Below are 13,708 nucleotides of genomic sequence, written 5' to 3'. Positions count from 1 at the left end.
TACCAGGTTTTAAGATCAGGGCACAATTGGTCTTAATTCCTGTAAGACTTCAGGCTTTATGAATAAGGAGGTATCTCTTTATGGAACCCCAAGGTACTGTAGAAACGATTAACAGACATAAGCAGCTTGGACTTAGTGACGGCCAGGTCATCGATATGTACAGATATATGTCGCTCGCTCGTAAATACGATGAGCGCAGTCTGCTGCTTCAGCGCGCTGGCAAGATCAACTTTCATGTCTCCGGTATAGGCCAGGAGGCGGGTCAGGTGGCGGCGGCGTTCGCGCTGGACCGGCAAAATGATTATTTTTTACCTTATTACCGCGATTATGCTTTCGTGCTCTCAGTGGGTATGACTACACGCGAACTTATGTTGTCCGTATTCGCTAAGGCAGAAGATCCAAACAGTGGTGGGCGGCAAATGCCGGGTCACTTTGGCAGTAAACGTCTGCGTATTGTGACAGGGTCAAGCCCTGTAACCACGCAGGTCCCTCATGCGGTTGGCTTTGCTCTGGCGGCCAAAATGCAGAAGAAGAAATTCGTCTCCTTTGTAACCTTCGGTGAAGGTTCCAGCAATCAGGGGGATTTTCATGAAGCGTGTAACTTTGCCGGAGTGAATAAGCTGCCGGTTATTATCATGTGCCAGAACAATCAGTACGCAATCTCTGTTCCTGTTCATAAACAGTTAGGCGGCAAGGTTAGCGACCGTGCACTGGGTTATGGATTTCCTGGTGTGCGTGTAGACGGAAACGATCCGCTTGAGGTTTATCGTGTCGTTAAGGAAGCGCGGGAAAGAGCCCTCGCGGGTGAAGGTCCTACGCTGATTGAAGCGATGATGTACCGTTTGTCTCCACACTCCACCTCAGATAATGATCTGGCTTACCGGACCAAAGAAGAGGTTGATGAGAACTGGAAGAAGGACGGCGTAGCAGGATTCCGTAATTACTTGATCGGTCTGGGATTGTGGAGTGACGAGCAAGAACAAGATCTTGCTGCTGAATGCAATCTTGAGCTTAAAGCGGCTATCGAGTATGCCGATAATGCTCCGTTCCCGAAACCGGAAGACACACTGCTGCATGTATACAGTGATTCCGACCTCAAAGGAGGGGCATAAACCATGGCTATAATGGAATATATCGATGCCATCAGGCTCGCGATGAAGGAAGAAATGGAGCGCGATGATTCCGTGTTCGTGCTTGGTGAGGACGTTGGTCTCAAAGGCGGCGTATTTACCACAACTAAAGGTCTACAGGAACAGTTTGGCGAAGAGCGGGTTATGGATACACCCCTCGCTGAATCAGCCATTGCTGGTGTAGCCATCGGAGCAGCTATGTACGGAATGAAACCAATAGCTGAAATGCAATACTCCGACTTTATGCTTCCGGCGACGAATCAAATTATCAGTGAAGCGGCTAAAATCCGCTATCGTTCAAATAACGATTGGAGTTGCCCGGTTGTCATTCGTGCTCCTATTGGCGGCGGGGTGTTCGGCGGTTTGTATCATTCACAGTGTCCAGAATCGATTTTCTTTGGTACACCTGGATTGAAGATTGTAGCGCCTTACTCCGCTTATGATGCTAAAGGATTGCTGAAGGCAGCCGTACGTGATCCTGATCCGGTGCTTTTCTTTGAGAACAAAAAGTGTTACAAGCTGATCAAGGAAGAAGTGCCGGAAGGGGATTACACCGTTCCAATTGGCGAAGCTAATCTGCTGCGTGAGGGAACGGATATTACGGTGATTGGCTACAGTCTCCCGCTGCATTTTGCTATGCAGGCTGCGGAAGAATTGGAACGCGAGGAAGGAATTACAGCACATATTCTTGATCTGCGTACCTTGCAACCGCTGGATCGTGATGCGATTATTGCTGCTGCCCGTCAGACTGGTAAGGTATTGATTGTGCATGAAGATAATAAAACAGGCGGAATTGGCGGCGAAGTGGCGGCCATTATCGCTGAGCATTGTCTGTTCGAGCTGGATGCACCAATCTTCCGTCTTTGTGGTCCCGATGTTCCGGCGATGCCAATCAGCCCGCCAATGGAGAAGTTTTTCATGCTAAGTAAAGAAAAAGTGAAGGCGGAAATGCTCCGGCTGGCACAATATTAATTTGTTGAGTAGATGCGAAGCTTCCTAAAACTCAGGTGATGCTGACGAAGCTTCGTAAAACTTTAAGAATATGCTTACGAAGCAAGTTTTACTATGTAGTCTTTCTAAGAGTCAATGCTTCGTAAAACTTTTAAGGAGTGAAAAAATGTCTGACAACCAAAAGTTGACTGACGTGATCATGCCGCAGCTGGCGGAATCGCTAGTATCGGCGACGATCGGAAAATGGCTGAAGAAACCGGGCGATCCGGTAGAGCAATACGAACCAATATGTGAGCTTATTACAGATAAAGTAAATGCTGAATTACCTTCAACGATAGATGGAGTTATGGGTGAACTATTGGCGGAAGAAGGCCAGGTTGTCAATGTTGGCGAAGTCATTTGTCGTATAGCCGTGCCTGTGACTGCATCTGCTGCTGCAAACGTGACTAACACTAACACAGTTGCAGCTAATTCCTCTAATAATGTTGCAGGACAAAGTGCGACTTCAACTGCTGGCGATATGATGCGTGCACGCTATTCTCCTGCGGTACAGACTTTGGCTGCTGAACATAACATCGATCTGACTTTAGTTGCTGGTACTGGTATGGGTGGTCGGATTACCCGTAAGGATGTGCTGACTTTCCTCGAAAGCGGCGGAGCTAGATCTGCAGCTTCGATTTCTGCTAGCCAGCCTGCCCCAATGGCGTCACAACCGCCTGCTCCACAGTTCGTTCAAGCCCAAGAGAAGAAGGCAGAAGAGCCACTTCGCCATTCGGGTCTACACTTGAGCGAATCTCCTCGTATTCCAACAATTGAAGTTGAGGGTGGCAGAGGCAGCAGTTCTGAATACCTGATTGATGTAACGCCAATCCGGAATACAATTGCTACAAGAATGCGTCAAAGTGTCTCTGAGATTCCGCATGCTTGGACAATGATTGAGGTAGACGTGACTAATCTGGTCGCACTGCGCAATAAACATAAGGATGAGTTCAAGCGTAAAGAAGGTATCAATCTAACCTATCTGGCTTTCATGATGAAGGCTGTTGTGAGTGCGATTAAGGATTACCCGATTATGAACTCTGTCTGGGCTGTAGACAAAATTATTGTCAAACGTGATATCAATATCTCGTTAGCGGTAGGTACAGAAGATTCGGTTATCACTCCTGTGATTAAGAAGGCTGATCAGAAAAATGTCGCTGGGTTGGCTCGTGAGATTGATGAATTGGCACAAAAAACACGCGAAGGCAAACTGAGCCTGGAAGATTTGCAGGGAGGGACTTTCACTGTAAATAATACAGGCTCGTTTGGCTCCATTCTTTCTTATCCAATCATTAACTATCCACAGGCAGCGATTTTAACATTTGAATCGATTGTAAAAAGACCTGTGGTCATTAACGATATGATAGGTGTGCGATCAATGGCTAATATTTGTCTGTCGCTCGATCATCGGATTCTGGACGGAGTCATTTGTGGTCGTTTCTTGCAACGCGTCAAGGATAATATTGAAGGATATACCCCGGATACGAAACTTTACTAAAATAATAACGAGCCAAACTGTGCAGGCATGAGACTGAAAAAGGGGACCTGACGGTATGAATAATTCGGATATTCGTAAGCTGCAGATTTCATATGACCCTATTATGGAGTATGGGACGGCCTGGGAGCTGCAAAAAGAAAGTGTGCATGCCATTGATTCTGGCGAGCAGCCGGAGAGACTTATTCTTTTGCAGCATCCGCCTACCTATACTATTGGTTCACAAAATCATCCTGAACATCTTCTCTTGGATCAAAAGCAGCTCGAAGAAAAAGGAATCGCGCTGTTTGAAATCGATCGCGGAGGAGATATTACATATCACGGACCCGGTCAGCTTGTAGGTTATCCGATCCTTAAGCTCGGAGAAGATGGCAAAGTGGATTTGCATGGGTACTTGCGCAGTCTGGAGGCTGTTATTATTGATTATTTGGCATCCTACGGTATTGCCGGAGATCGTAAACCGGAGTACACCGGAGTATGGGTTGGCGATGAGAAGATCTGTGCTATAGGTGTGAAGTTTAATAAGAGTAAATTTAGAAGAGGTTTTATTACCAGTCATGGTTTTGCTTTTAACATTTCTGAGGGGATTGCGGCGCGCGGGTTTCAAGGGATTATTCCATGCGGGATCACCGATTTTGGGATAACTTCTCTAGAGGAATGTGCAGGTCGTCGATTTGAGCTTCAAGAGGTGGCTAGAGAGCTGGTTCCATACTTCTTGAAACATTTCCCATATGAAGAGCTGATGGATACTTTCTGTGATATGGCGACGGTTGATTAGGAACAAACGTGCAGGCCAAATAGCGGCAAGGAGTTCCTAGCCGCTATTATTAATGCTTCCTGAGCAATGTTTAACCTGCAAGGAACGGCTCGATAACCATAAAGAGCGTAGAGGCAATCATGGCAAACAACATGACGTAGATGAAGATCTTGAACCATTTATTACGTTGCATGGGTAACTCCTTTAGATTTAGTTTAAGTTATTAACATGAAGATGGTAATGCCGTACAACCATTGTACCGTATTCACGAAAGAGAGGGAAGTCCAGTGATTTCACAAGACCGATTGATTCAGGAGTTTATGGAACTTGTCCAAGTTGATAGCGAAACAAGAAATGAACGGCAGATTGCCGATGTCCTTAAGAGTAAGTTTAACGAACTGGGTTTAGAAGTGCTCGAAGACGATTCCCAGGAAAGAACCGGACATGGAGCAGGTAATCTATTCATTACCTGGCCAGCTGAGAATGGAGGAGCTGCTCCAAAGCTTCTGTTCACTTGCCATATGGATACGGTTGTTCCCGGACAAAATATCAAGCCTACACTTGGTTCAGATGGATGGATTACAAGTGATGGCACTACGATTCTTGGAGCTGATGATAAAGCAGGACTTGCTGCATTGTTCGAAGCCATTCGAGTGATCCAAGAGCAAAAGCTTCCGCATGGTCAGATTCAATTCGTGATTACAGCGGGTGAAGAATCTGGATTGCTGGGCGCACGTTCGATGGAACCAAGCAACTTGGATGCAGACTTCGGCTTTGCGCTTGATTCCAATGGTGAAGTTGGAGCGATTGCGGTGGCAGCACCGACACAGGCTAAAATCACGATGCAAATCTTTGGGAGATCGGCTCATGCTGGCGTGAACCCAGAGGACGGCATCAGCGCAATTCAAGTCGCTAGCAAAGCGATTGCAGCCATGAAGCTGGGTCGTATTGATAACGAAACCACAGCGAATATTGGAAAGTTCGCTGGCGGCGGCCCAACGAATGTAGTGTGCGATCACGTCCAGCTGGATGCAGAAGCACGCAGTATTGTGCAGGAGAAGGTTGGCGATCAAATCGCTTCGATGCGCGAAGCACTCGAGACAACTGTGCGGGAATACGGCGCAGAATGCGAATTCCTCAGTGAAATCATCTACCCTGCTTTTAGCTTTAATGAACATGATCCGGTAGTGCAGCTTGCACAGCGGGCCATTACTTCTATGGGGCTTACTCCACGTCTGTTCCACTCTGGCGGAGGTAGTGACGCTAACGTGTTCAACGGTCTAGATGTTCCGACTGTTAACCTTGCAGTGGGTTATGAACATATCCATACTACCAAGGAACGGATTAAAGCCGAAGATATCGTTAAAGTGGCTGAACTCGTTGTGAATATTGTAAAAGAGAGCGTAAAGGGCTAACCACCTTATAAAACAGCAGAGCAGCGATTCTACCGTAACGGAGGATTGCTGCTCTGTATTTTTTATGTCGAGTTAGTGTAGCTATATTTAGAGCAATCCAAAAAAGTCATGCGACCTCTAACGCTGCTTTTGGCGAGTCTCGAAGTAGAAATTTCCGGAATGCTCGGATGCCACCCCTCTCTTGAGGCTAAAGGAACCAGATGACGCTATAAGCCAAATTATCGCCATTTGAGCAGAGTATCGGACACCAGCGCAGCTATTCCATAAGAAGAGGAGCATATAGTGTGTTTTTTGTGCTGATAGCTGCAATGGGGTCCGATAGCAAAGCAAAAGTGCGGAAAAGGTGGGTTTAAGTGCAACTGTGTCCGATAGCGCCAAGTCCGCCCCCTCTTTTGAGGCGAAAGGACCCAGATGACGCTAAAAGCCAAATTATCGCCAATTGAGCAGAGTTTCGGACACGAGCGCAGCTATTCCTTAATAAGAGGAGCATATAGTGTGTTTTTCGTGCCGATAGCGTCACTGGGGTCCGATAGCATAGCAAAAGTGGGGAAAAGGTGTGTTTAAGTGCAGCTGTGTCCGATAGCGCGAGTCACACACAGCAAAGAGTCGCATTCGATAACACAGAGACACATTACACAGCGCAGAGTCAGCAACGAGTCACATTCGATAGTACTGAGACACATCACATAGCACAGAGACACAACCGATAGCGCCAAGTCCGCCCCCTCTCTTGAGGCGAAAGGACCCAGATGACGCTAAAAGCAAATTAATCGCCATTTGAGCAGAGTAACGGACACCAGCGCAGCTATTCCATAAGAAGAGGAGCATATAGTGTGTTTTTCGTGCTGATAGCGTCACTGGGGTCCGATAGCATAGCAAAAGTGGGGAAAAGGTGTGTTTAAGGTCAACTGAGTCCGATAGCGCGAGTCACTTCCAATGGGCAGAGAGCGACAGCACCAAGTCCGCCCCCTCACTTGAGGCGAAAGGACCCAGATGACGCTAAAAGCAAAATTATCGCCATTTGAGAGGAGTTTCGGACACGAGCGCAGCTATTCCATAAGAAGAGGAGCATACAGTGTGTTTTTCGTGCTGATAGCGTCACTGGGGTCCGATAGCATAGCAAAAGTGGGGAAAAGGTGTGTTTAAGGTCAACTGAGTCCGATAGCGCGAGTCATTTCCGATGGGCAGAGAGCGACAGCGCCAAGTCCGCCCCCTCTGTTGAGGCGAAAGGACCCAGATGACGCTAAAAGCAAAATTATCGCCATTTGAGAAGAGTATCGGACACGAGAGCAGCTATTCCTTATAAAGAGGAGCATATAGTGTGTTTTTCGTGCCGATAGCGTCACTGGGGTCCGATAGCATAGCAAAAGTGCGGAAAAGGTGTGTTTAAGGTCAACCGAGTCCGATAGCGTACAAAGGTAGGCGCAATAGCAACCTAATCAAACAACTTGTGCTAGATATCAGCATCGTGAGCGATCAACAAGTTGTGTCTGACGCCAGCATGGTGAGCGATCAACAAGTTGTGTCACATGCCAGCATCGTAAGCCCATTAGTTGCTTAATCAATCAACCTGTGCCCAATACCAGCGGCCTAAGCGCAATTCCCCCTAATCGGGGCGACGCAAAAAGACTGGGGTGCCCCAGCAGCCATTTCATGGCTTTTGAGACACCCCTATAGTTGCGTGAACATGTATGGCTAAGTCCCAAAGGAGAGGATGAATTCATCCTGCCTTGGACGGAAGAATTGCGGATTGATCGTGCAGGGAAAGAATGTATGCCAAGGGCATATCGCGCCCATACTGCTGGATCCATCCAGCCAAGATGGCCTTTATTTCCTCCGGCTTACCTACCATCATCACTGCGGATGAGCTTGTACGGCTGAAGATTTCATTCATCTGAAATTCCTTCTTTCCCTTTAAGTTTGCTATAATACACCGTATGCACAATAGAGAAAAAGGAGACCAGAAACTTTATGGGAGAACAACATTTGCACAGCAAACCCGAGCTTGATGAAGTGACATTGTCTACACAGCCAGTTTTTGATGGGAAGATTATATCTTTGCAGGTGGACACAGTGAGACTGCCTGATGGAAATACTGCGACACGTGAAGTTGTGAAGCATCCCGGCGCCGTAGCGGTGCTTGCTTTAAACAACAACAAAATGCTTGTTGTAGAGCAATACCGTCAGCCCATGCAACGCACTGAGGTAGAAATTCCGGCTGGGAAGCTGGATAAAGGTGAAGATCCATTAGTTGCGGCTGGTCGTGAACTTCAGGAAGAGACTGGATTTCACAGTGGAGATCTGAAATTGCTTAAATCTTTCTATACTTCTCCCGGCTTCGCCGATGAGATTATTCATTTGTATGTGACTACTAACGCTCAACCAGGGGACATGTCACTGGACGAGGATGAATTTCTAGAGGTTTCGGAGCTTACCCTGGACGAAGCGTATCAATATATGGCTGACGGGCGCATCGCGGATGCAAAAACGATGATGGCAGTGTACGCTTGGCATCTATACACGCTGACAGGCCAATGGAATTAACAACTGAACTGAAGAGTTTCTATTGCGATTTGCATGTTCATATTGGGCGAACGTCGGAAGGTCAGGCTGTCAAAATTAGCGGCAGCCGCGAGCTTACCTTTGCGGGCATTGCCAAAGAAGCTGCAGAGCGCAAAGGACTAGAAATGATCGGTATTATAGATAGTCATTCACCTGGCGTCCTGCGGGATATTCAGCGGTCTTTGGAATCTGGAGAGATGACATTAGCTGAAGGTGGAGGCATTGCTTACCGAGGGACTACGATCATTCTGGGAACAGAGATTGAAATCCGCGAGCCAGGGCGAAAAGAGTGCCATGTGCTCGCTTACATGCCGGACGTGGAACGCATGACCGACTTTAGTGCGTGGATGAGCCGCTATATGCGGAACGTGAATCTAAGTTCCCAACGCCTGTATGCTCCGGCTAGGGAGCTTCAGGATGAGATTTACGGCCGGGGAGGCATTCTTATCCCTGCACATATTTTCACGCCTCACAAGGGCTTGTACGGCTGTGCTGCCGAGCGTATGGCGGACATCTTTGATCTGGACCGCATAGCTGCGGTTGAACTTGGGCTGAGTGCAGATTCCGAAATGGCTGGATATCTCTCTGAGCTGGATAATTTCACGTTTCTAACCAACTCAGATGCGCATTCACTGGGTAAGTTAGGGCGTGAGTATAATGTGATGGAGCTGGCACGGCCTTCGTTCGCTGAACTGCGGCTTGCACTGGAACGTAAAGATGGGCGGAAGGTAAGTGCTAATTTCGGACTTAATCCGCGGCTTGGCAAATACCACCGGAGCTATTGCGGGGGCTGTGGCAGTATTATTGATGAGGCTTATGTCAACTCGGACCGTTGCCAATATTGCGGCAGTCTTAAGCTGGTTAGAGGTGTCTTCGACCGGATCCTAGATATTGCGGACCGCAAGACCCCGTTAGTGCCTGCTGACCGTCCACCCTATCATTATCAGGTTCCGCTTGAATTTATCCCGGGGTTAGGGAAGGCGAAGATGAACGCGTTACTGCAAGCGTTTGGAACTGAGATGAACATTTTACATGGTTGTGGTGAAGCGGAAATTGCCAGCGTTGTAGGTGCGGATCTGGCGTCGATGATCGTCCAGGCCCGCTCTGGAATTTTGGAGCTATCAGCAGGCGGTGGCGGGACGTACGGTAAAGTGGTTCAGCCCAGAAAGTAGAGTCATTACCTGAAGGACAAGTCATATCGCGGGACGTTTTCTCATATGGTGTAACATGTAACCGGAAAGGGGAACGTCCCAAATGCGTAATTTACGGCTGATGATGAAGGAACAGACGCCTCTGTATATTTTTGTCGGCGTATTATTTCTGGTAGGTGTTGTGTTTGGAGCTCTTATCGTTAGTGCGCTTACGATGGATCAGCAGCAGGAGCTGGGGGATTATCTGGGGAATTTCTTTGTTACGGTTGATCAGCAAGGTCTGCCAGCCGCACCTGATTCGTACTGGAGTATAGCGGCCTTGAATCTGAAATGGATCGGACTGATCTGGATTCTTGGGCTGTCGGTCATTGGGCTGCCGGGAATTTTGATTCTTGATTTTTTAAAAGGGGTACTGATCGGTTTTACGGTTGGCTGTCTGGTCAGTCAATATTCTTGGCATGGGATGTTGTTCGCGTTAGTCTCTGTGGCTCCACATAATCTGGTGCTGATCCCTGTGTTGCTGGTTAGCAGTGCAGCTGCGATAGCTTTTTCCTTGCAGATGATCCGCAGCCGGGTGATGGGACAGCGCCGGACGCCAGTGACTCGTCCTTTTACCATGTACACTATATTGTCATTTGTGATGGCGCTTTTGATCCTGGGTATTTCATGTTTTGAGACCTGGGTTACACCAACCATGATGCGTTGGGTCACGCCTTCACTTGTACAAGCGGTGACGACCTTGACTGTGCAGTAAAAGCGTTTGACTTCTGAAAGCGACACCCCCTATAATGGAAGAAGTGGTTTGAAGACCGGTGCGGTAATTATCCAAGGGGGAGGGAGACAGGTGGAAGCACGGATAGACAAGATTAAGCAACAGTTACAATCCCAAGGATACAAGCTTACACCCCAACGGGAAGCGACCTTAAGAGTGCTGCTGGAGAATGAGGAAGATCATCTTAGCGCGGAAGACGTATTTATGCTCGTGAAGGAGAAAGCTCCCGAGATCGGTCTTGCGACTGTGTATCGTACCCTCGAACTTCTCAGTGAGCTTCATGTCGTAGAAAAGATCAATTTCGGCGACGGTGTAGCCCGGTATGATTTGCGAACAGATACTGCGAAGCATCATCATCATCACTTAATTTGTGTGCAATGCGGCAGTATGGATGAGATTCGCGAGGATTGGCTCGGTCCGCTGGAAGAGCGACTGGAGAAAGAGTTTAATTTCACAGTGCTTGATCATAGACTTGATTTCCATGGGATTTGCTACCGCTGTACTGATAAGAACAATACAGACGGAAATCCATCCTAAAGTTATCTTATATTAAGAATTAACTTCACAAGTCCTCCCCGGTTCCTATACCGGAGGGGGCTTTTTAAATGATTAGTCTATTAGAGCCATACATATCAGCCTTTTTTGGAGCATAAAATGAAGGACGAGCAGAATTCATTTATATGTAATAGGAGGCGTCCTTATGATTGTTTCTGTGCCCAAAACAGTGCGTAAGCTGTATTTTATGATCATGTTTGTGGCTCTAAGCTATTTACTCTACTATGCTATGAGCTGGCTAGGGGAATGGCTCAGTCCGATAGAGAATTATGGAATTCCTGAAGGCACCGCTGTTCGGGCATTTGATCACGCCGAGGTTGGTGTTGATGGTCTGGATGCACGGCAGCGCTTGCGTTTCTATTACTGGTTCGGAGAATGAAAGCTACGCAGGAAGCAGGAACAAGCGAGAAGAATGTCGAAGAAAGCTAGGGTGGATTTATGCAGAGTAAGAGTTGTGTACACATCTGCTGAAGCCTCATGCTGAATGTGCTGCAGGAAGACACTAAGAGTAGCTGCGCCAGGACAGGAGCGTGAAATAATGAAGTCACACTTGCAGCCTTTTTTACATTATTTGTCCGGAGATAAAGGCTTGTCCCCGAATACACTGGAATCTTACGGTAGGGATGTATCGCAGTTTCTAGAGTTTGCTGAAGAGCGGGGGGGTGAGCAGCCCGAAGAAATCCGAAGATCTCATGTGATGTTATATCTTGGCTCCTTACGCGGAGCGGGAAGAGCCACTGCAACGCTCAACAGAAACGCGGTGTCCCTGCGGGCCTTTTTTCATTATTTGCTGAAGGAACGTTTAATTGAGCAGGATCCAACACTGGACATGGAAACCATGAAGCCCGATAAGAAGCCACCTATGGTGCTTGCGGTTTCGGAGGTTGAGCGGCTGCTAGCTGCTCCAGATGTGAGTACAGCACAAGGGATGCGCGATAAGGCTATGCTGGAATTGCTCTACGCAACGGGGATAAAGGTTTCTGAATTAATTTCTCTTAACGTAGACGATGTGCATACAGACATGAAGTTTGCGCGTTGTACAGGGACTTCGGGCAAGGAACGAGTGGTTCCCATTGGAACCATTGCTGCAGAGAGTGTAGCAGCTTACACTTCTCTTATGCGGGACAAGCTGCTTCGTGATCATCAGGAGGAGCCGGCCATGTTCCTGAATAGCCTAGGTGGGCGTTTAACCCGCCAGGGGTTCTGGAAAATCATAAAAAAATACGCTCGGGAAGCAAACATTGAGCAGGATATTACACCGCATACGCTTAGGCATTCCTTTGCCGCCCATTTACTGGAAGGTGGAGCGGATTTGCGTTCCGTACAACAAATGCTGGGTCATGCTGATATTTCGACGACTCAGATTTATAACGGTATCGCGCGTAAGAATATGAAGGAAGTATATGAGAGCCATCATCCCAGAGCTCGCTGATCATGCTTCAAAGATGCTTTTTGTGAGTAAGATAGTTATGATGGAATCATACTTATAGGATAGACTGGGGAATGGGTAATTTTCCACAGGTTATCCTTTGGCAGAAACGGATACCTGACAGGCGATACATTGTATCGCTAGCTACGGAAGCGTCTGACTTCCGGGAGAAGGTACAGCCGTTTCTTCTTGTTGGTGCAAACGAATGAACGAACGATCTATATTAAAAAAGGAGTGAAGACAATATGTCCTCATTTAAACGAATTGGTTTTATTGTTTTGGATAGTGTAGGTATCGGAGAAGCTCCAGATGCTGCGAATTTTGGTGATGCAGGGTCGCATACGCTTGGCCATATTTTGAACCGTGTTCCCGGATTAAAACTGCCTAACCTTCAGCAGTTAGGATTAGCTAATATTGCTCCGCTGTCGCCGCTTGAACCTGTAGCTTCACCAACTGGATATTATGGCAAGATGCAGGAAGTATCTGTAGGTAAGGATACGATGACCGGGCACTGGGAGCTGATGGGGCTGAAAATTGAGGTTCCATTCAATACGTATCCGGATGGATTTCCGGCAGAATTGATTGAGAAATTCGAAGCAGCAACTGGCCGGAAAGTGATCGGTAATAAACCGGCTTCCGGTACGGAAATTTTAGTTGAATATGGCGAAGAGCAGATGAAGACCGGAGCTTGGATTGTGTACACCTCTGCGGACAGTGTATTCCAGCTTGCGGCACATGAAGATATCATTCCACTGGAAGAGCTATACAGCGCGTGTAAAATCGCCCGTGAGCTAACTATGGCTCCTGAATTCTCCGTAGGGCGCGTTATTGCTCGTCCATATGTTGGCGAACCAGGAAAGTTCGTACGGACCTCGAATCGCCATGATTATGCCGTGAAACCACCGGAACCAACGGTAATGAATTCGCTGGCTGATATCGGAAAAGATGTTATCGCGGTAGGAAAGATCAACGATATTTTCACAGGTGAAGGGGTTACAGCTTCTTACCCTACGAAGAGCAATGAACATGGTATCGAAGTTACCATTGAGCAGCTTCGCCAACCGTTCAACGGGTTGCTGTTCACGAATCTGGTGGATTTTGACTCTTTATATGGACACCGCCGCGATCCGGAAGGATACGGTCATGCACTGGAAGTATTCGATCAGGCGTTGCCTGAAATTCTATCCACGCTTGGTGAAGATGACCTGTTGATTATTTCAGCAGATCATGGGAATGATCCAATCCATAGTGGAACAGATCATACTCGTGAATATGTGCCGCTGCTTATTTACAGCCCACGCCTTAAGCATCCAGATAGCTTGGGTATTCGTGAGACCTTCTCGGATGTTGCTGCAACCATTGCTGATAATTTCGGTGCGAAGGCGCCGCAGTATGGGACAAGCTTTTTAGCGAAACTGCAATAAAAGAATGTGGGTTGCGCCACAACATTCA

At 47.5% G+C, this 13,708-nt stretch carries 14 protein-coding genes; 12 read left to right on the top strand and 2 right to left on the bottom strand.

The features are described 5' to 3' along the window. Positions 1-80: 80 nt before the first annotated feature. From MKY54_RS21835 to lipB, 4 genes are all read left to right on the top strand, one after another. Positions 81-1,112, top strand: coding sequence for a thiamine pyrophosphate-dependent dehydrogenase E1 component subunit alpha (locus MKY54_RS21835; protein ID WP_076184133.1), 1,032 nt, complete (start codon positions 81-83; stop codon positions 1,110-1,112). Between the two features lie 3 nt (positions 1,113-1,115). Next, positions 1,116-2,102 (top strand): alpha-ketoacid dehydrogenase subunit beta, encoded by a 987-nt coding sequence (locus MKY54_RS21830; protein ID WP_036676034.1) that lies wholly within the window; start codon positions 1,116-1,118, stop codon positions 2,100-2,102. Between the two features lie 145 nt (positions 2,103-2,247). Further along, the gene (locus MKY54_RS21825) at positions 2,248-3,618 is read left to right on the top strand and encodes a dihydrolipoamide acetyltransferase family protein (protein WP_076193183.1); all 1,371 of its coding nucleotides are present in this window, start codon (positions 2,248-2,250) and stop codon (positions 3,616-3,618) included. Between the two features lie 55 nt (positions 3,619-3,673). Beyond that, positions 3,674-4,393 carry a lipoyl(octanoyl) transferase LipB gene (lipB, locus tag MKY54_RS21820; RefSeq protein ID WP_076184128.1) on the top strand — a complete coding sequence of 240 codons (720 nt, stop codon included), beginning with the start codon at positions 3,674-3,676 and terminating at the stop codon, positions 4,391-4,393. Positions 4,394-4,463: 70 nt separating this feature from the next. Here the strand turns inward: lipB and prli42 are convergent, their stop codons facing one another. Continuing rightward, positions 4,464-4,565: a stressosome-associated protein Prli42 gene (gene prli42 / locus MKY54_RS21815; protein ID WP_094872112.1), complete on the bottom strand. Its 102-nt coding sequence runs from the start codon at positions 4,563-4,565 to the stop codon at positions 4,464-4,466. 94 nt (positions 4,566-4,659) lie between these two features. Here prli42 and MKY54_RS21810 point away from each other — a divergent pair, with 94 nt between their 5' ends. Beyond that, a complete protein-coding gene (locus MKY54_RS21810) occupies positions 4,660-5,787 on the top strand; it encodes a tripeptidase T (protein WP_339187911.1) in 1,128 nt (375 codons plus the stop codon). Positions 5,788-7,507: 1,720 nt separating this feature from the next. Here MKY54_RS21810 and MKY54_RS21805 read toward each other — a convergent pair. Beyond that, on the bottom strand, positions 7,508-7,681 hold the full coding sequence (locus MKY54_RS21805) for a hypothetical protein (RefSeq protein WP_162636775.1): 174 nt from the start codon (positions 7,679-7,681) through the stop codon (positions 7,508-7,510). Between the two features lie 77 nt (positions 7,682-7,758). On the opposite strand from MKY54_RS21805, the gene MKY54_RS21800 reads away from it, so the two are divergent. The 7 genes from MKY54_RS21800 to deoB all read left to right on the top strand — a co-directional run bounded on the left by MKY54_RS21800 (position 7,759) and on the right by deoB (position 13,680). Continuing rightward, complete coding sequence (locus tag MKY54_RS21800; protein WP_076308426.1) at positions 7,759-8,331, top strand: NUDIX hydrolase; 573 nt, start codon at positions 7,759-7,761, stop codon at positions 8,329-8,331. Then, positions 8,322-9,521, top strand: coding sequence for an endonuclease Q family protein (locus MKY54_RS21795; RefSeq protein WP_339187908.1), 1,200 nt, complete (start codon positions 8,322-8,324; stop codon positions 9,519-9,521). Before MKY54_RS21800 ends, MKY54_RS21795 begins: the two co-directional genes overlap by 10 nt. Positions 9,522-9,603: 82 nt before the next feature. Beyond that, a complete protein-coding gene (gene spoIIM, locus MKY54_RS21790; RefSeq protein WP_036676050.1) occupies positions 9,604-10,254 on the top strand; it encodes a stage II sporulation protein M in 651 nt (216 codons plus the stop codon). Positions 10,255-10,344: 90 nt separating this feature from the next. Continuing rightward, positions 10,345-10,809: a Fur family transcriptional regulator gene (locus MKY54_RS21785; protein WP_036676051.1), complete on the top strand. Its 465-nt coding sequence runs from the start codon at positions 10,345-10,347 to the stop codon at positions 10,807-10,809. 163 nt (positions 10,810-10,972) lie between these two features. Beyond that, complete coding sequence (locus tag MKY54_RS21780) at positions 10,973-11,206, top strand: DUF4227 family protein (protein ID WP_339187905.1); 234 nt, start codon at positions 10,973-10,975, stop codon at positions 11,204-11,206. Between the two features lie 159 nt (positions 11,207-11,365). Continuing rightward, a complete protein-coding gene (gene xerD, locus MKY54_RS21775; protein WP_339187903.1) occupies positions 11,366-12,259 on the top strand; it encodes a site-specific tyrosine recombinase XerD in 894 nt (297 codons plus the stop codon). A 242-nt stretch (positions 12,260-12,501) separates the two neighbouring features. Beyond that, positions 12,502-13,680 carry a phosphopentomutase gene (deoB, locus tag MKY54_RS21770; RefSeq protein WP_076276683.1) on the top strand — a complete coding sequence of 393 codons (1,179 nt, stop codon included), beginning with the start codon at positions 12,502-12,504 and terminating at the stop codon, positions 13,678-13,680. Positions 13,681-13,708 lie beyond the last annotated feature (28 nt).

The sequence above is a fragment of the Paenibacillus sp. FSL P2-0121 genome (assembly GCF_037975345.1).
GTDB classification, from domain to species: Bacteria; Bacillota; Bacilli; order Paenibacillales; family Paenibacillaceae; genus Paenibacillus_AQ; species Paenibacillus_AQ odorifer.
This window is presented reverse-complemented; position numbering and strand designations above follow the sequence as displayed.